Annotated in this window: 22 protein-coding genes; 18 read left to right on the plus strand and 4 right to left on the minus strand. The window is 55.3% G+C overall.

Annotation, left to right across the window (positions count from 1 at the left end; all coding sequences use genetic code 11):
- Positions 1–6: 6 nt before the first annotated feature.
- Positions 7–1,554 carry a pseudouridine synthase gene (locus tag WJU22_RS07655; protein ID WP_341842651.1) on the minus strand — a complete coding sequence of 516 codons (1,548 nt, stop codon included), beginning with the start codon at positions 1,552–1,554 and terminating at the stop codon, positions 7–9.
- Positions 1,555–1,589: 35 nt separating this feature from the next.
- Positions 1,590–2,630, minus strand: a complete 1,041-nt coding sequence (rlmN, locus tag WJU22_RS07660) for a 23S rRNA (adenine(2503)-C(2))-methyltransferase RlmN (protein WP_341842652.1) — start codon at positions 2,628–2,630, stop codon at positions 1,590–1,592.
- Between the two features lie 163 nt (positions 2,631–2,793).
- On the opposite strand from rlmN, the gene WJU22_RS07665 reads away from it, so the two are divergent.
- Positions 2,794–3,993 (plus strand): acetyl-CoA C-acyltransferase, encoded by a 1,200-nt coding sequence (locus tag WJU22_RS07665; protein WP_341842653.1) that lies wholly within the window; start codon positions 2,794–2,796, stop codon positions 3,991–3,993.
- A gap of 72 nt (positions 3,994–4,065) precedes the next feature.
- Complete coding sequence (locus WJU22_RS07670) at positions 4,066–4,962, plus strand: DMT family transporter (RefSeq protein WP_341842654.1); 897 nt, start codon at positions 4,066–4,068, stop codon at positions 4,960–4,962.
- A 59-nt stretch (positions 4,963–5,021) separates the two neighbouring features.
- Here the strand turns inward: WJU22_RS07670 and WJU22_RS07675 are convergent, their stop codons facing one another.
- On the minus strand, positions 5,022–5,603 hold the full coding sequence (locus tag WJU22_RS07675) for an RNA polymerase sigma factor (protein WP_341842655.1): 582 nt from the start codon (positions 5,601–5,603) through the stop codon (positions 5,022–5,024).
- Positions 5,604–5,801: 198 nt separating this feature from the next.
- Between WJU22_RS07675 and uvrA the strand changes: the two genes are divergently transcribed.
- Entirely contained in the window at positions 5,802–8,627 is a 2,826-nt protein-coding gene (uvrA, locus tag WJU22_RS07680) for an excinuclease ABC subunit UvrA (RefSeq protein WP_341842656.1), read from the plus strand.
- A 262-nt stretch (positions 8,628–8,889) separates the two neighbouring features.
- Here the strand turns inward: uvrA and WJU22_RS07685 are convergent, their stop codons facing one another.
- The gene (locus WJU22_RS07685) at positions 8,890–9,339 is read right to left on the minus strand and encodes a DUF4293 domain-containing protein (RefSeq protein WP_126244821.1); all 450 of its coding nucleotides are present in this window, start codon (positions 9,337–9,339) and stop codon (positions 8,890–8,892) included.
- A gap of 115 nt (positions 9,340–9,454) precedes the next feature.
- Between WJU22_RS07685 and WJU22_RS07690 the strand changes: the two genes are divergently transcribed.
- From WJU22_RS07690 to WJU22_RS07760, 15 genes are all read left to right on the plus strand, one after another.
- Entirely contained in the window at positions 9,455–11,758 is a 2,304-nt protein-coding gene (locus WJU22_RS07690; RefSeq protein ID WP_341842657.1) for an NADP-dependent malic enzyme, read from the plus strand.
- 145 nt (positions 11,759–11,903) lie between these two features.
- Entirely contained in the window at positions 11,904–12,413 is a 510-nt protein-coding gene (locus tag WJU22_RS07695) for a DUF2059 domain-containing protein (protein WP_341842658.1), read from the plus strand.
- 189 nt (positions 12,414–12,602) lie between these two features.
- Positions 12,603–13,043 carry a hypothetical protein gene (locus tag WJU22_RS07700; RefSeq protein WP_341842659.1) on the plus strand — a complete coding sequence of 147 codons (441 nt, stop codon included), beginning with the start codon at positions 12,603–12,605 and terminating at the stop codon, positions 13,041–13,043.
- Between the two features lie 82 nt (positions 13,044–13,125).
- The gene (locus tag WJU22_RS07705) at positions 13,126–13,557 is read left to right on the plus strand and encodes a DUF2059 domain-containing protein (protein ID WP_341842660.1); all 432 of its coding nucleotides are present in this window, start codon (positions 13,126–13,128) and stop codon (positions 13,555–13,557) included.
- Between the two features lie 597 nt (positions 13,558–14,154).
- Entirely contained in the window at positions 14,155–14,622 is a 468-nt protein-coding gene (locus WJU22_RS07710) for a hypothetical protein (RefSeq protein WP_341842661.1), read from the plus strand.
- Positions 14,623–14,664: 42 nt separating this feature from the next.
- Positions 14,665–15,408 (plus strand): MlaE family ABC transporter permease, encoded by a 744-nt coding sequence (locus WJU22_RS07715; protein ID WP_126244828.1) that lies wholly within the window; start codon positions 14,665–14,667, stop codon positions 15,406–15,408.
- A gap of 24 nt (positions 15,409–15,432) precedes the next feature.
- Positions 15,433–15,957, plus strand: coding sequence for an ABC transporter ATP-binding protein (locus tag WJU22_RS07720; RefSeq protein ID WP_341842662.1), 525 nt, complete (start codon positions 15,433–15,435; stop codon positions 15,955–15,957).
- Positions 15,912–16,244, plus strand: coding sequence for a hypothetical protein (locus WJU22_RS07725; protein ID WP_341842663.1), 333 nt, complete (start codon positions 15,912–15,914; stop codon positions 16,242–16,244). Before WJU22_RS07720 ends, WJU22_RS07725 begins: the two co-directional genes overlap by 46 nt.
- Positions 16,245–16,340: 96 nt before the next feature.
- Complete coding sequence (sucD, locus tag WJU22_RS07730; protein WP_126244831.1) at positions 16,341–17,222, plus strand: succinate--CoA ligase subunit alpha; 882 nt, start codon at positions 16,341–16,343, stop codon at positions 17,220–17,222.
- A gap of 84 nt (positions 17,223–17,306) precedes the next feature.
- Positions 17,307–18,332 (plus strand): FAD-dependent oxidoreductase, encoded by a 1,026-nt coding sequence (locus tag WJU22_RS07735; RefSeq protein WP_341842664.1) that lies wholly within the window; start codon positions 17,307–17,309, stop codon positions 18,330–18,332.
- A 55-nt stretch (positions 18,333–18,387) separates the two neighbouring features.
- A complete protein-coding gene (aspS, locus tag WJU22_RS07740; protein ID WP_341842665.1) occupies positions 18,388–20,142 on the plus strand; it encodes an aspartate--tRNA ligase in 1,755 nt (584 codons plus the stop codon).
- Between the two features lie 75 nt (positions 20,143–20,217).
- Positions 20,218–20,568 carry a hypothetical protein gene (locus WJU22_RS07745; RefSeq protein ID WP_341842666.1) on the plus strand — a complete coding sequence of 117 codons (351 nt, stop codon included), beginning with the start codon at positions 20,218–20,220 and terminating at the stop codon, positions 20,566–20,568.
- A gap of 160 nt (positions 20,569–20,728) precedes the next feature.
- Positions 20,729–21,238 (plus strand): glucosaminidase domain-containing protein, encoded by a 510-nt coding sequence (locus tag WJU22_RS07750; protein ID WP_341842667.1) that lies wholly within the window; start codon positions 20,729–20,731, stop codon positions 21,236–21,238.
- A 51-nt stretch (positions 21,239–21,289) separates the two neighbouring features.
- The gene (locus WJU22_RS07755; RefSeq protein WP_341842668.1) at positions 21,290–22,669 is read left to right on the plus strand and encodes a hypothetical protein; all 1,380 of its coding nucleotides are present in this window, start codon (positions 21,290–21,292) and stop codon (positions 22,667–22,669) included.
- Positions 22,644–23,819 (plus strand): GDSL-type esterase/lipase family protein, encoded by a 1,176-nt coding sequence (locus tag WJU22_RS07760; RefSeq protein WP_341842669.1) that lies wholly within the window; start codon positions 22,644–22,646, stop codon positions 23,817–23,819. Before WJU22_RS07755 ends, WJU22_RS07760 begins: the two co-directional genes overlap by 26 nt.
- The last annotated feature ends 2 nt before the right edge of the window (positions 23,820–23,821 follow it).

Consider the following 23,821-nt stretch of genomic DNA (forward strand, 5'->3'; position numbering starts at 1 on the left):
CAGCCGTTATTTGAAATGTTTGAGGAGGATCACTTCTTTCTCGGAAAGGAAGCGCCATTTGCCGCGATTGAGGTTCTTTTTGGTGAGGCCCGCGTACATCACACGGTCGAGCTTCTCTACTTTATAGTCGAGATGTTCGAAAATGCGGCGTACGATGCGGTTTTTACCGCTGTGGATCTCGATCCCGATCTGGGCACGGTCTTTCGTGTCTACCCAGGCCAGGCTGTCTACCGAAGCCAGCCCGTCTTCCAGTTCCAGGCCGCCGAGGATGCGCTCGAAGTCGGCTTTGGTGAGGGGTTTGTCCAGCTCCACGTGATAGATTTTCTTCACGTTGTGCTTGGGATGCGCGAGTTTCTGCGCCAGCTCGCCGTCGTTGGTCAGCAGCAGCAGGCCGGAAGTGTTCCGGTCGAGGCGGCCAACGGGGTACAGGCGCTCTTCCGCCGCGTCTTCCACCAGTTCCATCACGGTCTGGCGGCCTTCGGGATCATCGGTGGTGGTGATGTATCCTTTGGGTTTGTTGAGCAGTACGTATACTAGGTTTTTCTGGAGGTGGATGCGCTTGTCGTTCAGTTTCACGGATTCTTTCCCCGTTACCTTGAACGCCGGTTCAACGATCACTTCGCCGTTCACCGTCACTTTCCCTTCCTTGATATAATCCACGGCCTTTCTGCGGCTGCAGATACCGCAATGCGCGATGAACTTATTGAGGGGCATATCACCGCCTTCCAATTCCACCGGCGTTTCCACCGCAATGCGTTTGCGGGTGCTCTTCGGTTTGTTGGATTTGGAACCGTGCACGGCGGCCTTGCGCTCGCTCTTGCGGGGGCGGGGCTTGTCGCCGCGGAGTTCTTTGTACGACTTCTCGTCGGCGATCTCGCCAAATGATTTGTCTTCTACGATATCTTTCGGGTCTTTCGGTTTGCCTTTGCGGGAACGGAGCTCCTTGAAGGGCGCGCCGTCTGCGAAGGCGTGCTGGAAAAGCTTGTCGCCCGGTTTCACTTCGCGCTCCTTTTTAGGTTTGCGCTCGCCGTCTGCCGGAGCTGTTTTATCGAAAGTGGTGCCGTCTTTTTTAGCGCGGAAAGGTTTGTCGCCGTTTTCTTCGCGGGAGCGGAAGGGTTTAGCGTCGCGGTCGCCGAAAGATTTACGGGGAGGTTTGTCGCCGAAGGATTTGCCTTCCTTGTCGGCTCCGAAGGTCCTGCGGGGTTTATCGCCGAAGGGTTTTCCTTCCTTGTCGCCGCCGAATGATCTGCGGGGCTTGTCGCCGAAGGGTTTTCCTTCTTTATCGCCGCCGAAAGTCCTGCGGGGTTTATCGCCGAAGGGTTTTCCTTCCTTGTCGCCGCCGAATGATCTGCGGGGCTTGTCGCCGAAGGGTTTTCCTTCTTTATCGCCGCCGAAGGTTCTTTTGGGTTTGTCGCCGAAGGGTTTTCCTTCTTTGTCATCCCTGTCGCGGAAGCTTTTGCCGGCGGGTTTTGCGTCGCCGGAGCGGGTAGATTTACCGCTTTTGTTTTCCTTGAACGGTGTGAAGCCTTTGCGGGGCGGTCTGCTTTGTTTCATGTGTTATGTGGTTTGCTGCATTCCTGCAGTATGTTTTATGCTTTGTTGGCGAGCTGTCCGCACGCTGCGTCGATGTCTTTGCCGCGGCTTCTCCGCAGGCGGGCGTTTACCCTGTTTTTGCCGAGATATTCCATGAATGCGGCGGTTTTTTCTTCCGAGGGTTTCTGGAAACGGGCGTTATCGATCGGGTTGTATTCGATGATGTTCACCAGGTCTACAGGCACCTGCCGGTAAATCTTGATCAGTTCGTCGGCATCTTTCAGGGAGTCGTTGAAGTCTTTGAAAAGGATGTATTCGAAGCTGATCTCGTTTTCGGTGGCCTTGTAGAAGTAATTAAGCGCTTCCACGAGGTTCTTCAGGTTGTTGGAATCGTTGATCGGCATGATCTCGCTGCGTTTCTGATCGTTGGCGGCGTGGAGGGAAAGGGCGAGGTTGAAGCGCACCTTGTCGTCTCCCAGCTGTTTGATCTGTTTGGCGACGCCGGCGGTGGAAACGGTGATACGTTTCGGGCTCATGGCCAGGCCGTCGGGCGAGGTGATCATTTCGATGGATTTCAACACGTTTTTATAGTTGAGCAGGGGTTCGCCCATGCCCATATAAACGATATTGGTCAGTTTTTTACCGGATGATTCGAGGGATTGCTTGTTGATGAGCGCCACTTCGTCGAAAATTTCGTCGAATTCGAGGTTGCGCTTGCGGTCCATGAAGCCGGTTGCGCAGAACTTGCAGCTGAGGCTGCAGCCCACCTGGGACGACACGCAGGCGGTTTGGCGGGTGGATGTGGGGATGAGGACCCCTTCCACCAGGTACCCGTCGTGCAGCTTGAACCGGCTTTTGATGGTGCCATCGGTCGACAGCTGCGTAGCGTCCACCGTCACGGCAGGGAATTCGAACCTTTCCTCCAGCGCGGCGCGCAGGGGCTTGCTCAGGTTGGTCATATCCCCGAACCCGGACGCCTGTTTGGTCCAGATCCACTCATACACCTGCTGGGCACGGAACGGTTTTTCCCCCATCTCTCCGAACACCTCCCGCAACTGGGGGAGTGTCAATTGCCGGATATTTTGCTTCCTCGTCATCGGGCAAAGGTACGTCCGATTTTCCGATTGCCGAAAAGCGGGGCGTTGAGATTTGCCGTCCCAGGGAGATTTCCGGGAGCCGCCCCCAGCCCCGCCGATTCGTTTGTGTGTGTGGTTATCCCGACCGGAAGCCATAAATTCGCAATCTTAACCTGAAGAAAAAATGCAAACTGCTTATATCGTGGACGCGGTCAGAAGTCCTATAGGCCGCTATGGTGGCGCACTTAGCACCATCCGGCCAGACGATCTCCTGGCCTTGATGCTCAAGTCGCTCCTCACCCGGAACCCCTCTGTAGACCCCGCTGCCGTGGAAGACGTGATCGCCGGGGCTACCAACCAGGCCGGGGAAGACAACCGCGACGTGGCCCGTATGGCCGTGCTCCTCGCCGGAATGCCCGTTTCCGTAGCCGGGAACACCGTCAACCGCCTCTGCGCCTCCGGCCTCCAGGCTATTATGGACGCCGCCCGGGCCATTATGGTCGGGGAAGGAGACGTTTACATGGCCGGCGGCGTCGAAAGCATGACCCGCGCGCCCCTCGTGATGCCGAAAGCCGACGGCGCCTTCAGCCGCAAAACCGAAATCTACGACTCCACCATCGGCTGGCGCTTCACCAACAAGAAGCTCGCCGACGTTTATTACCCCTTCTCCATGGGCGAAACCGCCGAAAACGTGGCCCGCGAATGGAAAATCTCCCGCGAAGACCAGGACCGCTTCGCCTTCGAAAGCCAGTCCAAATACAAACAGGCGCACCTGAACGGCATCTGGCAAGACGAGATCATTCCCGTGGAAATCACGCCCAATAAGGAAGACAAGGTGGTTTTCTCCAAAGACGAGCATCCCCGGGAAACGTCGCTCGACAAGCTGGCGGGCCTCCGCCCGGCTTTCGCCAAAGACGGGACGGTTACCGCGGGTAACTCTTCCGGGATCAACGACGGCGCTTCCGCGGTACTGATCGTGTCGGAAGCCGCGCTGAAACGCTTCAACCTCACGCCCATCGCCATGGTGCGGGGGATGGCCGTTGCCGGGGTAGACCCTGCCATTATGGGCGTGGGCCCGGTGCCTTCGACCGTTAAAGCGTTGAAACGCAGTGGTATCCGTGCTTCCGATCTGGACGTGATCGAGCTGAACGAAGCTTTCGCATCCCAGGCGCTGGCCTGCATCCGCGAGCTGAACCTCGATCCTTCGAAAATCAATTTCAACGGCGGCTCCATCGCCATCGGCCACCCGCTGGGCTGCAGCGGCGCGCGCATCACCACCACCCTCATGCACGAAATGAAGCGCCGTGCCGGCGTGAAATACGGCCTGGCCACGATGTGTGTGGGCGTTGGGCAGGGTGCCGCCATCGTTTACGAGAAAGTCTGATCCCGGAGGTCCCGGGGTTCCCCATACCCGGCCCTGCCGGCGCCTCCGCGCGGCAGGGCCCTTACAGCTGCCATGAAAAGATCCGATTACGCCCTTGGCTACGCCATGGCCCTTTTGGGCGCCATGATGTTCAGTGCCAAGGCTATTTACGTGAAGCTCATTTACCGTACGGAAGCCATCGATGCCATTTCCATGCTGGCGCTGCGGATGGCCTTCGCCCTGCCTTTCTACATCATCACCGCCATTGTCCTTTTCCGCCGTACCGGCAACGTTAAGCTGACGCCCAGACAATGGGTGTGGGTGGGCGTGCTGGGACTGTTGGGCTATTATGTGAGCAGTTTGCTCGATTTTATGGGCCTGGCCTACATTTCCGCGGGGCTTGAAAGGCTGATCCTCTTCCTTTACCCCACGTTTGCGCTGGTGATCGGGGCGGTGGCTTTCAAGCGGAAGATCACCAAAACGCAATATTGGGCGCTGGCGATCGCGTATGCGGGGATGCTGGTGGTGTTTGCGGGAGATATCCGGCAGGAGTGGAGCCCGGGCGTGATCACGGGATGCCTGCTGGTGCTGGGTTGCGCCGTGACGTACGCTTTTTACATCGTGGGCGGCGGGGAAGTGATCCCGAAAGTGGGGTCGATGAAGTTCACGGCCTATGCGCTGTGCTTTGCCTCGCTGGGGATTTTCGCGCAGTATTTCGTGACCCACGGCGCGGAGGTGCGCCATTTCAGCGGGGAAACCTACTGGCTGTGCTTCCAGATGGCGATCGTATCCACCGTTATCCCCACATTCCTCACCAGCGAAGGCATCCGGAAGATCGGGCCGGGGAACACGGCGATCGTAACGAGCATCGGGCCGGTGGCCACCATCGTTCAGGCGTATATCTTTTTGGGAGAACCGATCACCTGGGAACAACTGGCCGGAACGGCGCTTGTGCTGACGGGGGTGCTGATGATCGGGAAGGGGAAATAAAAAAACGAGCGGTTAGACTTACATCTTACCGCCCGTTCATGGCAAGCAAAAAAAGGGCATTACAAACAAATCTGTTTTTCCGTCATCATCTTCCGGAGATTGATCAGTCCGTACCGCATACGGCCGAGGGCGGTGTTGATGCTCACCTGGGTGAGGTCCGCGATCTCCTTGAAGCTGAGGTCCGCATAATGGCGGAGGATGATAACTTCCCGCTGTTCTTCGGGGAGCAGGTCGAGCATGCGGCGCACGTTGTTATGGCTTTGCCGCGTCATCATTTTCTCTTCCGCACTCGGCTCGCTGAAGTTCAGCACGTTGAAAATATCTTTATCGTCCCCGGTTTTGATCACCGGCGTTCGTTTTACTTTCCTGAAATGGTCTACACAAAGGTTGTGTGCTATGCGCATCGCCCAGGGCAGAAATTTTCCTTTCTCTGTATATCGCTCGGCACGAATGGTATCGATGATCTTGATGAAGGTGTCCTGAAAGATATCTTCGGCAAGAAAAGTGTCTTTTACGAGTAATACGATGGAAGTGAAAAGTTTGTCCTTATGGCGATAAACCAACTCTTCCAGAGCGGAAGCATGGCCCTTTTTGAACAGTGTGATGAGTTGCTCATCGTTCAGCTTGTACATTACTTGCATATACGTCTACCAATAGCGGTTAGTAAATAATACGGACGTTGCCGTCAGTAGGTTGTTTAGTAGCGTAAAAGTCGAGCGATAATGTACAATTTATTGTTATGAATTTTAACCGGGGTTGACTAGGTATAAGTAGCCGGTCAATGCAAATATAACGGAATAGTTGAATAAAACAACAAGCTTCCTGTAAAATACCCGTTAATGCGTACATTTGTAATCCTTATGTGCGCAAAAGTCAAATCCAAGGAAAAAACCATTGAACGTGAACCAGTTATAGCTCCTGACGAGATATTCATCAAGGGAGCGAGGGTGCATAATCTGAAGAATGTCAGCGTCTCCATCCCGAGGAACCAGATGGTGGTCGTAACGGGCGTCAGCGGTTCGGGAAAATCCAGCTTAACGATGGACACCCTCTATGCCGAAGGCCAGCGCCGGTACGCCGAAAGCCTCAGCGCCTACGCCCGCCAGTTCCTCATGCGGATGAACAAACCCGACGTGGATTATATCAAAGGCATCTGCCCCGCCATCGCCATCGAGCAAAAGGTCGTAACCCGCACCCCGCGCTCCACCGTTGGCTCCATGACCGAGATTTACGACTATTTGCGCCTGCTGTATTCCCGCGCCGGGCAAACCTTTTCCCCCGTCACCGGCCAGCTCGTCAAAAAACACGAAGTGGCCGATGTGGTGGATTACATCTCCAAACTCCCCCACGGCGCCAAAGTACAGATCCTCGTGCCCTTCCGCCAGCATGCCAACCGCAAACCGCTGGAAGAGCTCAATATCCTCATGCAGAAAGGCTTCTCCAGGCTCTACGCCGGCGGCTCGCTCGTCCGCATCGAAGAGCTCCTGGAAGAAAAAGCCCCGAAAATAGCGGCCGAAACCTTCGTGCTCATCGACCGTATCGTGGTCAAAGACTTCGAAGAAGACGATAAACACCGCATCGCCGACTCCGTGCAAACCGCCTTCTACGAATCCGAAGGATATTGCACCCTGGAAGTAGACGGTAAACTGGGGCCCGTGTTCTCCAACCGGTTCGAGCTCGACGGTATCCAGTTCGAAGAGCCCGTTCCCAACCTCTTCTCCTTCAACAACCCTTACGGCGCCTGCCCCACCTGCGAAGGGTTTGGCCAGGTGCTGGGGATCGACCGCGACCTCGTTATCCCCGACAAGCGCCTCAGCGTGTTCGAAGGGGCCATCGCCCCGTGGCGCGGCGAGAAAATGGGCGAATACAAGGAAGCCCTCATCAAAGCCGCCCGTAAGTTCAGTTTCCCCGTCCACAAACCGATCTCGGATCTGACCGACGAGCAGCTGGACCTCCTGTGGACCGGCAACGAGCACTTCTACGGCATCAACGAGTTCTTCAAAATGGTGGAGCAGAACCTCTACAAAGTGCAGTACCGTGTGATGCAGGCCCGCTACCGGGGCCGTACCACCTGTCCCACCTGCAACGGCGCCCGCCTCCGCAAAGAAGCGACGTACGTGAAAGTGAGCGGCAAAGGCATTTCCGAACTGGTGGACATGCCCGTGGAAAAACTCAAAGTATGGTTCGATAACCTCGAACTGAGCGAATATCAGCAGCAGGTGGCCAAAAGGATCCTCATTGAGATCAATCACCGGCTGAAAACTTTGCTGGACGTGGGACTGGGGTATCTTACCCTGAACCGCGTGGCCAACACGCTTTCCGGTGGTGAGAGCCAGCGCATCCAGCTGACGCGTACCCTCGGCAGCAACCTCACCAATTCCCTCTACATCCTCGACGAGCCGAGCATCGGCCTCCACGCGCGCGATACGCACCGGCTCATCCGTGTGCTGCATGAACTGCGGAACCTCGGCAATACCGTGGTGATCGTGGAACATGACGAGCAGATCATGGAAAAGGCGGACTACATCATCGACATGGGCCCGCTGGCGAGCCACCTCGGCGGCGAAGTCATTTTCGCGGGAACGTATCCCGAGATCCTGAAAGACGGGAAGAGCCTTACCGGCAAGTACCTCAGCGGCCATTACCGCCTGGAGCCGCCGGCACACGTCCGCAAATGGAAACGCTCCATCCAGCTGGAAGGCTGCCGGCAGAATAACCTGAAGAACGTGGACGTGGAGTTCCCGCTGGGGATCTTTACCGTGGTGAGCGGTGTGTCCGGATCAGGGAAAACCACGCTGGTGAAGCAAATCCTCTACCCGGCGCTCATGAAGCTGAAAGGGGAATTTACCGACCGGGTGGGCCAGTACCGTGTAATGAAGGGCGATATGGACTACATTACGCAGATCGAGATGGTAGACCAGAACCCCATCGGCAAATCGAGCCGCTCTAACCCTGTTACCTACATCAAGGCATACGACGAGATCCGCGACCTCTTTTCCCGGCAGCAGCTGAGCAAAATGCGCGGTTTCCAGCCGAAACATTTCTCGTTCAACGTAGATGGCGGGCGATGCGATACCTGCAAGGGCGAAGGCGAAGTGATCGTGGAAATGCAGTTTCTGGCGGATGTTCACCTCACCTGCGAAACCTGCGGCGGGAAGCGCTTCAAAGACGAAGTGCTCGAAGTGCAGTACAAAGGCAAAAATATTTATGACATCCTGGAACTGGGGGTAGACGAGGCCATCGAATTCTTTAAAGACGAAAAAGACGTGGTGTCGAGGATCAAACCTTTGAGCGACGTAGGTTTGGGATATGTGAAGCTGGGCCAGTCGAGCGATACGCTCTCCGGTGGCGAGGCGCAGCGTGTGAAGCTGGCGTCGTTCCTGGGCAAGGGCAAGGCGCAGGGGCATATCCTGTTCATTTTCGACGAGCCTACGACCGGTTTGCACTTCCACGACATCAAGAAGCTGCTGGATTCGTTCAACGCGCTGATCGAACAGGGGCACAGCGTGCTGGTGATCGAGCACAACCTCGACGTGATCCGCTCCGCAGACTGGGTGCTCGACCTGGGGCCGGAAGGGGGCGAAGGCGGTGGGAATCTGCTGTATGCCGGCGTTCCGGAAGGATTGAAGAAAGTGAAGGAAAGCTATACGGGGAAGTTCCTGTAAGCGGAAACATATTGAATTGGAAAAGCCGGTTGATCTATTCAGCCGGCTTTTTTTGTTAATTCAGCATCGGTTTGGGTGGAAAGTCAAATCCTGGTTACTACGGTTACAGTACTGTTCCGGTACCGTATCTGTACGGTATCTATACTGTATCACTACTGTATCGATACTGTAAACCTATTTCAGGACGTGAACTACTGATGGGATATTGTCAAAAAAAGCCCCGGCTTTCGGCCAGGGCTTTGCAATATGGGCGGATCGCGGATCAGCGGAGGCGGTCCAGCGATTTGATGAGCTTTTCGTCTTTGTAAATCCCCCTTGCCGCCAGGAACAGGCACACGATGATGACCACCGGGAGGAACGCAGGGATGAGATAGGAGCCGCGGATGCTCACGGCGCCGTCTGCCGCCAGTTTCTGCGCGCTTTCCCCGATCTTCAGGTAGATGAGCGCCAGGATGCCGACGGAAAGCAGCAGGTTCACCACGGTGAGGCGGAATTGCAGCTTGCGGTTTTTATACAGGAAGATACAAACCGCAGACAGGAGGATGCCGATGATCAACAAAATGAAAACCATGTAGTTGGACGTGGCATTGAAAATGTCTACCCCTGCAGTGGCTCCTTTGGTGTAGGTGGCTTTCCAGAGATCGAAGCGGGCTACGGCTACGCCCGCGATGGCGGCAAGGAGGAGCCAAAGGCTTTGTATGCGTTGTATCATATTAAAAGCGAATGTTTAACACCGTAAAAGTAAGTAAATTTAAGGAACAATGGGGTGGCCTTTCGGGCCCGTTCGCCGCGAAGTCCGTATATTGCAGCCCCAATTACAATCTTATATGGCCAAGAAACTGAACAAGCAGGACGCCCTCGACTACCATGCGAAAGGGCGCCCGGGCAAAATCGAAGTCATCCCGACCAAAGACACCAAGACACAGTGGGACCTTTCGCTCGCCTACTCCCCCGGCGTGGCGGAGCCCTGCAAGGAAATCGCCAGAGACGTGGAGAATGTGTACAAATACACCGCAAAAGGCAACCTCGTGGCCGTTATCAGTAACGGTACCGCAGTGCTCGGCCTGGGCGACATCGGCCCCGAAGCCGGCAAGCCCGTAATGGAAGGAAAAGGCGTACTGTTCAAAATTTTCGCTGATATCGACGTTTTCGACATAGAACTGAACACCAAGGACGTAGACGAATTCGTGCGCGTGGTAAAGGCCATGGAGCCCACTTTCGGCGGCATCAACCTGGAAGATATCAAAAGCCCCGAATGCTTCGCCATCGAAGACCGCCTGAAAAAGGAGCTCAAGATCCCGGTCATGCACGACGATCAGCATGGTACCGCCATCATCTCCAGCGCCGCCCTGCTCAACGCCCTCGAGCTCGTGAAAAAGAAGATCGAGAAAGTAAAGATCGTGGTGAACGGCGCCGGCGCTGCGGCCATGGCCTGCGTTCGCCTCTACGCCTCCCTCGGCGCAAAACCCGAGAATTTCATCATGTTCGATAAAGACGGCGTGCTCAATAAACAACGCACCGATCTCGACGACATGAAACAGGTGTTCGCCACCAGCTCCAAATTCACCACGCTCGCAGAAGCCATCAAAGGTGCCGACGTGTTCGTAGGCCTGAGCATCGGCAACGTAGTAACGCCCGAAATGGTGCAGAGCATGGCCAAGAACCCCATCGTGTTCGCCATGGCCAATCCCGATCCGGAAATTTCCTACGAAGCCGCCACCGGCGCCCGGAAAGACGTGATCATGGCCACCGGCCGTTCCGATTATCCCAACCAGGTGAACAACGTACTGGGCTTTCCCTACATCTTCCGCGGCGCCCTCGACGTGCGCGCCACGCAGATCAACGAAGCCATGAAACTAGCCGCGGTACGGGCTTTGGCGGAACTGGCCAAAACCCCCGTTCCCGATATCGTGAACCTCGCCTACAATGAGCGCAATATCGTTTTCGGCCCCACATATATCATTCCCAAACCCCTTGACCCCCGCCTCCTCAGCACGGTAGCGCCCGCAGTGGCCAAAGCGGCCATGGAAAGCGGCGTGGCAACGGCCCCCATCACCGACTGGGAAGCCTATGAAACCGAACTGAACAACCGCCTCGGCCTCGACAACCAGCTGTTCCGCGTGATCGGCTCCAAAGCCCGGAAAGACCCGCGCCGTGTGGTATTCTCCGAAGCGGACAATATCAAGATCCTCAAGGCCGCCCAGGTAGTGGCCGACGAAAATATCGCCATCCCCATCCTGCTGGGCAACGAGAAGAAAATCCGGTTTCTCATGGAAGAAAATTCCATCGAGATCGAAGACGTCATCATCATCGACCCGAAAAGCGACGAAATGGCCGACAAGCGCCATCATTTCGGGGAACTGTTCTTCAAGAAACGCCAGCGCAAAGGCCTCAACCTGTACGAAGCCAAAAAGATCATGCGCGAACGTAACTATTTTGGCTGCATGATGGTGGAAACGGGAGAAGCAGACGCCCTCATTTCCGGCCTCACCCGCAAATACCCAGACACCATCCGCCCGGCGTTGCAGGTGATCGGCATGGAGCCCGGCGCCAAACGCGTGGCGGGGATGTACATCATCCAGACCAAGCGTGGCCCGCTCTTCCTCGCGGATACGACCGTCAACCTCAATCCCACGGCCGAAGAGCTGGCCGAGATCACGCTCATGGTAGCCAAGGAAGTGAAGCAGTTCAACATGACGCCGCGCATCGCGATGGTATCTTATTCCAACTTCGGATCGAGCCAGACGGCGGAAGCGCAGCTCATGAGCCGCGCCCGCGAGATCGTGAAACAGAAAGACCCGACGCTTACCGTAGACGGCGAGATCCAGGCGGCGATGGCGTTCAACAAAGCCGTGCTGAAAGAGAACTACCCGTTCTCCGAACTGATCGACGGCGATGTGAACACGCTCATCTTCCCCAACCTCGCCGCCGGAAACGTGGCCTACAACCTCCTGCAGGGTGTGGCCGGGTTCGACGCCATCGGCCCCATCCTGCTCGGTATGAAGAAACCAGTGCACATCCTGCAGCTGGGCTCAACGGTAAGGCAGATCGTGAACATGGTACTGATCGCCGTGGTGGACGCACAAACGAAATGCTGCAAGGAAGTGGAAGCCACCGGCAAGAAGAAGTGATTATCAAATTGAGATATGAAAAGAAAGCGGGCTTAATGGCCCGCTTTTTTCTTGACGATCCTGCGTTGATGGCGAAAATCAACGAAATCCGGGATTATGATTAATTTTGTGCCTGCCGGCAATAGCCCGTAATTAATGTATACTTATGAAACGAACGATTTTTACGCTCCTGTTCGCCGCTATGGCTGTTGGAGCGAAAGCCCAGATCACGGATACCGCTAAAGTGCGGGAACTGGTGGATATGTTGCAGGGAGAGAAGCTAATGAGCAACATGGTGGCGATGATGGAATCCGAATTCCGTAAAAACCTGCCGCAGCTCGACAGTATTTTTTATGTAGAGCTGCATCAATTTGCGAAGCCATCCGATTTAACACAGATGTTGGTCCCTATTTACGCAAAGTATTATTCCGATGCTGAGATCAAGCAATTGATCGCGCTGTATAAAACGCCGTTGGGACAGAAGATGATCGCAATTCTTCCCGACATCACCATGGAATCTATGAAGGTGGGCGAAGCATGGGGGCGTAATTTCGCAGAAACTTTATTCGGCCGGTTTCAGGAGCGCCAGGAAAAGCTGAATGCTGCTTCAGGTGACGACGATGTTCCGCCGCCGCCTCCCGTTCCGCCACCACCGCCGGCGAAGCGCGGCAAGTAATTTTTGGTCCTGTGCTTCGCCGTCGTGTACGCACAAAAAAAGTACTGCTGCGAAAATCGAACAAAAGGCAAAAAAGTTATCAAGCTGAGATATGAAAGGAAAGCGGGCCGCAAAGCCCGCTTTTTTTATGAGTTATCGATAATCCGTAATATCTTTCATGACCGATCCTTAACCCTCGGCACCACGTCAATGAAACATGTAGCCCTTGCCCTTTGCCTGCTTGTTGCATCATTCACTTCTTTCGCCCAGGCGCCTAAACAAACCAAGAATTTCAAAGCATTCATCAGGGAAATGAAAATCGCGTCCACCGCCGATTCGCTCCATAGCCAAATGAAATCGGTTTTCATGGATGAGGAACCTGCGCCCGGTAAAGCCTTTTTCAAGGAATTGAAATCGCGGGTGTCGGAAAAGGAACTGACGAAAGCGATCGCTCCGGTGATCACCAAACACTTCAGCGACGCGGAATTGGGCGACATCGCCGCTAAAATGGCTGCGAAGACGATCAAGTCCGATGATTTCGACAGAAAACCCGGGTTCATGACGGAGCTGGCGACGGCGATCGCAAGCTGGGCGGCAACAGCGGTTGATCAAATGGAAGAAAAGCTGGAAAAGGAACAGGAGGAAGAATAGCCCCCGCGAAACGGGAAGTAAGTCGTCCGTTTGCGATAACCTTCCTATCTTACGGCCAGACAATTCACGCAATCGCCGGGATATGAAAAAACTACTGTTCACAGGGATGTTCGCGGCCGCCGCGTTGGGCGCCTCCGCACAGGAATCCGCCAAATCGATCAAGATCCGTGTGCTGCTGAGCCTCAACGGCACTTCGCGCGTGAGCATGAACGCAGTGCAACAGATCATGGCGCAGTACCGGAAAGCTTATCCCACGCTGGATACGGCCATCTGGAAGCGGATCGAAGGATATTACAACGAAAAAGACCTCACCAACCTGATGGTGCCCATTTACGAGCGGAATTTCTCGGAAACCGAAGTGGATGAAATGATCTATTTCTATAAAACCGACGTGGGCAAAAAGATGGTGGAGAAAATGCCGCTCATCACCCGGCAGTCGCAGGAAGCCGGCAAAATCTGGGGGGAGCATATCGCCGCCAAAATCCAGAAAGACATCGAAGCCGCATCGAAATAGCCGCCAAAACGGGATAATTCGTAATTTCCGGCATGCAATCCATCTCCCGCAAAAAGATTTTCTTCCCGCTCAACCCGGCGTTCAGGAACTACCTGAAGCTGTATGAGCGGGAAATCAAACTGCCGGTGTCTTACGAAGAGCTGAAGTATTACGAATACGGCATCCCGGTGTACGACAAGGAAGGCAAAGATACGCTCTGGGAATCCGTCATGTACCCCCAGAGCATGATGCAGCCCATCCACGCGGGCCTCAAGCGCATTTATTCCATCCTCAAGGCCGGGGGCGACCAAACCGCCGAAGAGCACCTCCACATCGAGCGGATCGACTATTGCACCTTCGGGAATTCCCACCCTTTCCGCATCAAGATCGTCAACAATTACAACGAGGTGTACGACTATTTTTATATCAAGATAGCCGATGCATCGCGCATATATGGCCTCGAGCTGGAGCACATCCTTTCCCCGTACTGGATGAACTTTCTCGTAGACGGGAACACGCTGGTGGAAGAGCACATCGCCGGCGTTCCGGGGGATCAGTTCGCCAAAGACTGGCTCCACCGGCCGGAGTTCAACCCCAAGCGTATCGCCAAGGAGTTCAGTGAAGTTCAACGAGCGCTGCTTCGTGCGGTTGCTGGGCGATATGCGGTCGTACAATTTCATTTTCGACATCACCCCCGATTTCGACGACGTCCAGTTCCGCATCCGGGCCATCGATTTCGATCAGCAGTTTTACGAAGGGAAGAAAACCCTTTACATGCCGCAGTTCTTCAAGGAGAACCGGGTGTTCGTGGAGCTGGCGATGAAACACCTGAACGCGGAAGTGGTGAAGCAGTACCAGCAGGAGGAGCGGTCGCTCATTGCCCGGCGGATGAAGGTGCAGCGGCACCGCATCAAGGATTTGCGGGACGTGATCATGACAGACCGTGTGTCCTTCCCCGGTAAGATCAAGCAGTTGGGCGAGGAGCTGGCGGAGCATTACCGCGACCAGGTTTTTGCCCGTTGTACCACCATGGGTGAAATTATCGAGCGGAGTTTGAAGCGGCTTCTTGTGGGGAGTTTGCGGTAAGGGGGGCGAAGCAATGTATTTTCCCAGTATCTTTGACAAGTTATGGAGTTCAGGTTTTTTTATCATTTCGGCAGGTTTTTGCTGATGTTGAAAGGGATGTTCTCCCGCCCGGAGAACATGCGGATGTACTGGAAGGAGTTTATGAAACAGTGTGTGGACATCGGGATCGGGTCCCTGGGTATCGTCGTGATCATCTCCACATTCCTCGGCGCCGTAACTACGGTGCAAACGGCTTATCAGCTGGTGAGCGGGTTCATCCCGAAGTCGACCATTGCGATGGTGGTGCGGGATACGATGATCATCGAGCTGGCGCCTACCATGATCTGTATCGTGCTGGGGGGCGTTGTGGGGTCGAAGATCGCGTCGGAACTGGGGAACATGCGCATTTCGGAACAGATAGACGCGCAGGAGATCATGGGGATCAATACCAAGGCTTATCTCATCGGGCCCAAGATCCTCGCCGCGCTGCTCACGATCCCCGCGCTGGTGGTGATCGCCGCCTTCCTGGGGATTTTCGGGGGGCTGGAAGCCGGCAAGCTGAGCGGCATCCTTTCGCATGAACAGTTCATGGAAGGGCTCCGCAGCTCGTTCGACGGCTACAACGTATTCTTCGCCCTGAGCAAATCCTATACTTACGCCTTCATCATTTCCAGCATTCCGGCCTATTACGGATACCATGTGCAGGGTGGCGCCCTCGAGATCGGGAAAGCCAGCACCACCGCGGTGGTGATCAGCTGCGTGATGATCCTTTTCGCCGACTATGCCCTCGCAGCCATGCTGCTGTAACCCTCTAACCGAGAAGAACGATCTATGATAGAACTGAAAAATATCCGCAAAAGCTTTGGAGAAAAGGAGATACTGAAGGATGTGTCCGCCACGATGGAGGCCGGGAAAACCAACCTCATCATCGGCGCCAGCGGCAGCGGCAAAACAGTGCTCATGAAATGCATGGTGGGCCTGATCCCGGTCGATAGCGGCCAGGTGCTCTATAACGGGGAAGACTTCACCGCCATGGACGATAACGCCAAAAAGCCCATCCGCCAGGCCATCGGCATGCTATTCCAGGGCTCCGCGCTCTTCGATTCCATGACCGTGGAGCAGAACGTCATGTTCCCACTCGATATGTTCTCCAGCATGAGCTATAAGGAAAAACGCAAGCGGATGCAGGAATGCCTGGACAGGGTAGAGCTCAAAGACGCGAACAAAAAATTCCCGGCCGAAATCAGCGGCGGGATGAAAAAAGGGTCGGCATCGCCCGGGCGATCGTCCTCAACCCGAAATATCTGTTCGTGGACGAGCCCAATTCCGGCCTCGATCCGCAAACTTCCCTCGTGATCGACAAACTCATCAAGGATATTACGATCGATTATGATATTACAACCGTGGTGAACACCCACGACATGAATACCGTGATGGAAAGCGGGGACCATATTGTTTACATGCACCAGGGGAAGAAGCAGTGGGAAGGCAGCAATGAAGACATTATTTTCAGCGAAGACAAGCTGCTGAACGATTTTATCTTCGCGTCCGAATTCTTCCAGGACATCAAGGAAATGCGGAAAACGGAAGCTTTCCGCGACAAAAAATGGCGGCATAAAGGGGGAGAAGCGGGTAACAAATAGTTAATATTCCTCAACTAAAGCGGCTTTCCTTTTCTTTTTAGCCGCAATCCGTTATTTTTGCCCCACCTTATCTAAAAAATAATTAAATCAGACGCGATGAGTGTTTTAGTTAATAAGAACAGCAAAGTGATCGTGCAGGGATTTACCGGGACCGAAGGTACCTTCCATGCCACACAAATGATCGAGTACGGCACCAACGTGGTAGGTGGCGTAACGCCGGGTAAAGGCGGCAGCTCCCACCTGGAGCGCCCTGTGTTCAATACCGTGGCAGACGCGGTGAACGCTACGGGAGCGGATGTTTCCATCATCTTCGTACCGCCGGCATTCGCTGCTGATGCGATCATGGAAGCGGCTGACGCGGGTATCGCGCTGGTGGTATGCATCACCGAAGGTATTCCCGTGCAGGACATGGTGAAAGCCAAAAACTACCTCAAAGCACACAATACCCGCCTGATCGGCCCCAACTGCCCGGGCGTTATCTCCGCTGAAGAAGCCAAAGTAGGCATCATGCCCGGTTTCATCTTCAAAAAAGGCAAAGTTGGCATCGTGTCCAAATCCGGTACGCTGACTTACGAAGCGGCAGACCAGGTTGTTAAAGCCGGTCTGGGCGTTTCCACCGCTATCGGTATCGGCGGCGACCCGATCATCGGCACCACCACCCGCGAAGCGGTGGAACTGCTGATGAACGACCCCCAAACCGAAGCCATCATCATGATCGGCGAAATCGGCGGTTCCATGGAAGCGGAAGCTGCAGAATGGATCAAAGCCAATCCGCACAAACCCGTTGTAGGCTTCATCGCCGGCCAAACCGCGCCTCCGGGCCGCCGTATGGGCCACGCGGGTGCCATCATCGGTGGTGCAGACGATACCGCTGCTGCTAAAATGAAGATCATGCGCGCCTGCGGCGTTCATGTGGTAGACAGCCCCGCAGACATCGGCAAACGCATGGCAGAAGTGCTCAAAGGCGTTCCTGCTTAATCTCCCGGTAATTCTTACCTTACATATATCCCCGTTGCGGCACCGTGACGGGGATTTTTTTGCCCTTACCTTTGCAGCGGATTTATGGAAACAGTTGATTACATACTCGTAGGCCAGGGCGTAGCCGGCACCCTGCTGGGCTGGGAAATGCGGCAGGCAGGGCTGAAGATCGCGCAGTTCGACGACGGGCGGGGCGATGCCGCGTCGCGCCTGGCGGCGGGGATCATCAATCCTGTTTCCGGCCGGAAGTTCGAAGTGGCGTGGCAGTACGACGTCGTGTACCCCCGGGCGAAAGCCACCTACAGGGCCATGGAGGCGGCTTTGGGCATATCGGTGTTTACGGAGCGCGATATCTGGAACGTGTGGACCTCCGCCCAGATGCGCGACGCCTTCGCCCAGCATCCCACGCCCTACAGCATCGTTTCCCCGGCCCCGCGGTACGCCGGCCTCCTGGAAGCACCCTTCGGCGCGGGGATCGTCTCGGGTGCGAACGTAGACCTGGGAACGCTGCTGCCCGCCTGGGCCGCCCATGCCGGGGTGCGCCGCGAAACACTCGATATCCCTTTGCTTCAGTTGACGGATAAAGGCGTGGAATACAAGGGGTTGCAAGCCAAAGCGGTGATCTTCTGCGAGGGCGTGGCCTCACCGCAAAACCCCTGGTTCGGCAAGCTCAAATTCCTTCCCAACAAAGGCGAAGCCCTCATCGTCCGCCTCCCGTTCGATACTACGGATATCATTAAGAAAGGCGTCACCCTCGTGCCCCTCGGCCATCAAACCTTCTGGGCCGGCGCCACCTTCTCCTGGGATTACCCGGACACTTCGCCCACCCCGGAAGCCCGCGCCCACATCGAATCCCAGCTCCGGCAACTGCTGAAAACAGACTTCGAGGTCATCGATCATAAAGCCGCCGTTCGCCCCTCGGGGCCAGACCGTAGGCCCATGGCGGGCTTACACCCGAAGTTCCCACAAGTGGGGATTTTCAACGGCATGGGCTCCAAAGGCTGTTCCCTCGCGCCCTGGGCCGCCGCCAAATTCGTGGGGAACCTGGTGAAAGGGGAAGAAATGCCGCCGGAAATAGACATTACACGGTTTTTTAATGCCTTGCGGTAGCATTTCCCGCGGGCTTTCTTATCTTTGACCTCCTTTATTTAAAAGACAGCAAACAATGTATAGATCGCATACATGTGGAGAATTGCGCATGGAACATGTGGGCCAGCCGGTAACACTGGCCGGATGGGTGCAGACCGTCCGTAAGTTACACGCGAACATGACTTTCGTTGACCTGCGCGACCGCTACGGCATCACGCAAATCTTGCTGGGCGAATCGCTCAGCGCCCAACTCGAGGCCCAGCCGCTCGGACGCGAATTCGTGATCCAGGTGAAAGGCACCGTGTCGGAAAGAACGGCCAAAAATCCCAACATCCCCACCGGTGATATCGAAATCATCGTGTCGGAATTCAAAATACTCAACAGTTCCAAAACACCGCCCTTCACCATCCAGGATGATACCGACGGCGGCGATGAACTGCGCATGAAATATCGTTACCTCGATCTTCGCCGCAACATCGTTAAACAAAACCTCACGCTCCGCTACCGCGTAAACCGCGCTGCCAGGAACTTCCTCGACAGCCGCGGGTTCATGGAAGTGGAAACGCCATACCTCATCAAATCCACTCCGGAAGGCGCACGCGACTTCGTGGTACCCAGCCGTATGAACCCCAACCAGTTCTACGCCCTGCCACAGTCGCCCCAAACCTTCAAACAACTGCTCATGGTGAGCGGGTACGACCGGTACTACCAGATCGTGAAGTGCTTCCGCGACGAAGACCTCCGCGCCGACCGTCAACCCGAATTCACTCAGATCGACTGCGAAATGAGCTTCGTGGACCAGGAAGACGTGTTGGGCAATTTCGAGGAGATGACCAAACACATCTTCCGCGAAATCAAAGGCATCGAGTTTAACGAGCCCTTCCCCCGCATGACCTGGGACGATGCCATGAAGTATTACGGCAACGACAAACCCGATATCCGTTTCGAAATGAAATTGGTTGATCTCGGCGAAGTGGGCCGTGGCAACGGTTTTAAAGTGTTCGACGATGCGGAACTGGTTGTCGGTATCAACGTGAGCGGTTGCAGCGAATACACCCGCAAGCAGCTCGATGAGCTGACCGAATGGGTGAAACGCCCGCAGATCGGCATGAACGGCCTCGTGTACATCAAGCACAATACCGACGGTTCCCTGAAATCGTCTGTCGATAAATTCTTCAACGAGCAAGCCCTGAAACTGTTCGCAGACCAGTGCCAGAGCCAGCCGGGCGATCTCATCCTCATCCTCGCCGGTAAGGAAGAGCGCACCCGCAAAGCCATGAGCGAGCTCCGCCTCGAAATGGGCGAGCGCCTCGGCCTCCGTAACAAAGACGTGTACAAGCCGCTGTGGGTGATCGACTTCCCGCTGTTCGAATACGCGGAAGAAGAAAACCGCTGGGTAGCCCGCCACCACCCGTTCACGGCGCCCAAGCCCGAGCATATCCACCTGATGGACGACCTGTCGCAATACGCGAAGATCAAGGCGAACGCTTACGACATCGTGCTGAACGGTACCGAAATCGGCGGTGGCTCCATCCGGATCTTCCAGCGCGACCTGCAGGAGAAAATGTTCTCCGCGCTCGGAATGAGCAAGGAAGAGGCAGACCACAAGTTCGGGTTCCTGCTGGGCGCATTCGAGTACGGCGCGCCTCCGCACGGGGGGATCGCTTTCGGGTTCGACCGCTTCTGCTCCCTGCTGGGCGGCAGCGAAACGATCCGCGACTTCATCGCTTTCCCGAAAAACAACTCGGGCCGCGATGTAATGCTCGACGCACCGTCTTCTATCGACCAGGTACAGCTCGACGAACTGGCCCTGTCGCTCGTGAAAAAGTAATTGTAAACTGACAGTTATTACCTTATGAAAGCCATATCCACAACGGGTATGGCTTCTCTTTTCAGCATACAGAATATGGAAACGACCATTCAAACCATTGCCGCCATACAGCAACTCAGCCTCGCAGACCAGGGCATTTACCAGTTGCGTTTCAATTTCGAAGACGAGTCTATCGCCCTCACTTTCGCCGTGTACGACGAAAAGTCGGACGAAGACCGCCTGTATCCTTTTGTTTTCGATCAAACGGCTGATTTACAGCTGGATATGGACCTTCGATCCTTCTACAACCTCCAGATCGAAACCTGTGAACTGATCCATCTCGACGATGGCCGTTACTGGCTGAAAATGGTGGTGTACCAGGGGCACGGGCTCCGTACCGGGCATCTGAACTTCACTTTCGCCGACTGCGCGCAGGACGAAGCCTGACGTTATTTTCTCCATTCATGAAGAAATCATGTTAATATGATATAATAATTCCCATGAATTATAACATATTAACATATCACTTACATTTAATCTTTCAGAATGGCGTAATATTGCGGGGTGATCCGGGAATAGTGTGGATGGGTTCATCTAAATATTTCGCATGTTTTTAACCAAAAGAAAGCTGCTGTTGGGCGGGATGCTGATTTCCAGTTTGACCGTTTCGGCGCAGAAGACCCCCAAAAAGTATATTGAGCAATTTCGCCCCGTTGCAGTTACCCTCTCCCAGGAAACCGGTGTACCGGCCAGTGTCATTCTCGGCATCGCAATGCTGGAATCAGGCATGGGCACGAGTAAAAACGCCCGTTTGCTGAAAAATCATTTCGGAATCGTCGGAAAAAACAATCTCGCCAGGCGCGGTTTCACCTATCGCAGCATGTACCGCGAGTACACCAGCGACTCCGCTTCCTATCGTCATTTTACGAAAGTGGTGATGAAAAAGAAGTGGTTCGTGGCCATGAAAGGAAACGACGATTATAATCAATGGCTCGACAAGCTGATCCGTTCCGGCTACTCTTCCGCAGGGCAGGTTTGGGTGAGCAGGGTACGGTCCATGATTAAAAAATACAAATTATATGAACTGGATGATGCAATGAAGCTCGCCAAACTGTAGATTTGCGACTGATTGCAGCGGGAAGACCGCTTATTTCGAATATGCCGACTTATGTCTTCCGGAAATAAACATCCCTATCCGCTTCTTATAACCATGGGCGCCATCGTGGGCCTGGCAGCGGTTTCGTTCCTGAAACCGGTGGTTTCAGCGGGTAATTACACCCTTCGTCCACTCGATATTTTCGCCGATCTGCGTACACCCGCTCCCGTTACGGAAACGGTCACCGACACGGCTTTGCTGGCCGCGGCAGACACGGCCCGGAAAGCGGATTCCCTGCACAGGGCGCCCCTTCCGCCGCGGGACTATCTCACTTACCCGGGTATTCTCGACTACGGCTATACGACGGGCCCCTCCGGCGCCGGGATGCACCACTTCGTGGAAGCCCTCCGTCAACTCCGGACCGGGTCCCGCAAAAAAGTGCGCATTGCCTATTTCGGAGATTCCATGATCGAGGGAGACCTCATCACCCAGGACCTCCGCGATAGCCTCCAGGCATACTTCGGCGGCGAAGGCGTCGGGTTCGTGCCCGCCACTTCCGTCGTTTCCGGATTCAGGACCACCATCACGCACAGCTTTTCTCCCAACTGGACCGACTATCATTTCAAAAATTCCCCGCCTGCCGGCGTGGAGCTCGGCATTTCAGGGCACGCCTTCATGCCCGCTCCCGAAAGCTGGGTGCGCTTCCAGCCCGTCAAACGGCAACGCCTCGACGAATTCGGCGAAGTGAGCCTGCTGTACGGGAAAGGCGCCGGACAGGTGAAGATCAACGACCAGCCCGCAGAACTGCACGGAAATGGTAACCTCAACGCCTACTCGTTCCTCGCCGATTCGGCCACCCGCTCCCTTACCTTCAAATTTGCCGGCGAACAGAAAGTGCCGCTCTACGGCGTTTGCTTCGAAAGCGGAAACGGGATTTTCCTCGATAATTTTTCTTTCCGCGGGATCAGCGGCATCGAGCTGGGGAAACTCAGCAGCGACATGTGGAAACAGGTACAGTCGGTACGCCCGTACGACCTGATCGTGCTGCATTACGGCGCCAATGTGCTGTTCATGCCCGAAAACACGCGGTTCGACTGGTACGAGCGGCCCATGGAAAAGGTGGTGGATTCTTTGCGGAGGTACTTCCCGCAATCCAGCTTCCTCATCGTGGGCACGGCAGACAAATCGTACCGCAAGAACGGGAAATACGTGACGGCTCCCGGTGTGAAGGCGCTGCTGAAAGTGCAGCACCAGTTCGCCGAAGAGAACGGCATGGCGTACTGGAACCTCTATTCCGCCATGGGTGGAGACGGGGCGATGGCGCGCTGGGTGGAAGGCGAGCAGGCGCTGGCGAATAAAGATTATACACACTTCAACTTCCGCGGGGCTTCCAAAGTGGGCGCCCTGCTGTATAAAGCGATCATGGATGAATTCAGGCAGGAAGCTATGTAGACGGGCGGTTGCCATGATGTTGCTGGCCGGCGGCTGGCTGGGCGCGCATGCCCAGAAGCTGATGAACGATACGAACCTGTACCCCGTGTACCAGGCCCTCGATACCAGCACAAATGCCATATCCATGCTGCATCTGGGCGACTCCCACGTTCAGGCCGGCACTTACCCCGATGCCGTGCGGAAAGTGCTGCAAGACCAGTTCGGTTACGCCGGACGGGGCTTCGTGTTCCCCTACAACCTGGCTGGCACCAACGGGCCGGACGGGTACAAATGGAGCAGCAATGTCCGCTGGAACGGTGAGCGGATGGTAGACCGTAACCAGGCCGAATGGCCCGGGCCCGGTGGCATTATGCTTTCCCGGGAGTTAGCACCGGCTACGGTCCAGTTTACGTCAGACAGCGCGATCGATTGGCTGCGGGTTTGGTATAAAGGGAATGATGTACCGGAAGTTGCCGGCGGATCGGTGTTTGAAGGCAGTAAAGATGCGCCGGAGCGCGAAGTTCGCATCAAAGCGGATAGCGGGATGACGGCCATGGCGATACGATTCCCCGGGATCAGCCGGTTTTACGGAGCTGTTGACGAGCGCAACGCTAAAGGCATTACTTACAGCGCCATCGGTATCAACGGCGCCCAGTTTCAACAATACAATCTTTTCGACGGTGGAGTAGCGGGTGCGGCGGGGATGCTGACGAAGCCCTTGCTCGTCATTTTTTCTTTAGGGACGAATGAAGCCTTCGGCGCAATAACAGCCGTTCAATTGAAAACGGAAATGGAAAAGACAGTGACCGCAGTTCGGGAATACGCGCCGGATGCAAAGTTTCTGTTCACCACACCGCCCTCCGGCATGATGAAGAAGCGGTCCGTGCCTTACCGCCCGAAAGGCTCCAAACGCACGAAATACCGCACCAAATTCATCGCCGTACCCCAGGCCGCAACGGTCCGCCAGGCCATCATCGAATTCTGCCGCGAAGAAGGTCACGCCTATTGGGACCTCTTCGGCGAAATGCGGGCCGATAGCCGGTATACCCGCGCCTGGAGCCACGATCATGTCCACTTTAACGCATACGGTTACCGCCTGCAGGGCGAACAGCTCGGAAAAGCCATCCTGCAAGGGTATCGTAACTGGCAACAAACCATACGGAAAAACTGACG

This window comes from Chitinophaga caseinilytica (genome assembly GCF_038396765.1).
Taxonomy (GTDB): Bacteria; Bacteroidota; Bacteroidia; order Chitinophagales; family Chitinophagaceae; genus Chitinophaga; species Chitinophaga caseinilytica.

Coding starts and splice junctions, on each gene's coding strand:
- WJU22_RS07655 (WP_341842651.1), bottom strand. CDS start 1,554: ATGAAACAAAGCAGACCGCCCCGCAAAGGCTTCACACCGTTCAAGGAA.
- rlmN (WP_341842652.1), bottom strand. CDS start 2,630: ATGACGAGGAAGCAAAATATCCGGCAATTGACACTCCCCCAGTTGCGG.
- WJU22_RS07665 (WP_341842653.1), top strand. CDS start 2,794: ATGCAAACTGCTTATATCGTGGACGCGGTCAGAAGTCCTATAGGCCGC.
- WJU22_RS07670 (WP_341842654.1), top strand. CDS start 4,066: ATGAAAAGATCCGATTACGCCCTTGGCTACGCCATGGCCCTTTTGGGC.
- WJU22_RS07675 (WP_341842655.1), bottom strand. CDS start 5,603: ATGCAAGTAATGTACAAGCTGAACGATGAGCAACTCATCACACTGTTC.
- uvrA (WP_341842656.1), top strand. CDS start 5,802: ATGCGTACATTTGTAATCCTTATGTGCGCAAAAGTCAAATCCAAGGAA.
- WJU22_RS07685 (WP_126244821.1), bottom strand. CDS start 9,339: ATGATACAACGCATACAAAGCCTTTGGCTCCTCCTTGCCGCCATCGCG.
- WJU22_RS07690 (WP_341842657.1), top strand. CDS start 9,455: ATGGCCAAGAAACTGAACAAGCAGGACGCCCTCGACTACCATGCGAAA.
- WJU22_RS07695 (WP_341842658.1), top strand. CDS start 11,904: ATGAAACGAACGATTTTTACGCTCCTGTTCGCCGCTATGGCTGTTGGA.
- WJU22_RS07700 (WP_341842659.1), top strand. CDS start 12,603: ATGAAACATGTAGCCCTTGCCCTTTGCCTGCTTGTTGCATCATTCACT.
- WJU22_RS07705 (WP_341842660.1), top strand. CDS start 13,126: ATGAAAAAACTACTGTTCACAGGGATGTTCGCGGCCGCCGCGTTGGGC.
- WJU22_RS07715 (WP_126244828.1), top strand. CDS start 14,665: ATGGAGTTCAGGTTTTTTTATCATTTCGGCAGGTTTTTGCTGATGTTG.
- WJU22_RS07720 (WP_341842662.1), top strand. CDS start 15,433: ATGATAGAACTGAAAAATATCCGCAAAAGCTTTGGAGAAAAGGAGATA.
- sucD (WP_126244831.1), top strand. CDS start 16,341: ATGAGTGTTTTAGTTAATAAGAACAGCAAAGTGATCGTGCAGGGATTT.
- WJU22_RS07735 (WP_341842664.1), top strand. CDS start 17,307: ATGGAAACAGTTGATTACATACTCGTAGGCCAGGGCGTAGCCGGCACC.
- aspS (WP_341842665.1), top strand. CDS start 18,388: ATGTATAGATCGCATACATGTGGAGAATTGCGCATGGAACATGTGGGC.
- WJU22_RS07745 (WP_341842666.1), top strand. CDS start 20,218: ATGGAAACGACCATTCAAACCATTGCCGCCATACAGCAACTCAGCCTC.
- WJU22_RS07750 (WP_341842667.1), top strand. CDS start 20,729: ATGTTTTTAACCAAAAGAAAGCTGCTGTTGGGCGGGATGCTGATTTCC.
- WJU22_RS07755 (WP_341842668.1), top strand. CDS start 21,290: ATGTCTTCCGGAAATAAACATCCCTATCCGCTTCTTATAACCATGGGC.
- WJU22_RS07760 (WP_341842669.1), top strand. CDS start 22,644: ATGAATTCAGGCAGGAAGCTATGTAGACGGGCGGTTGCCATGATGTTG.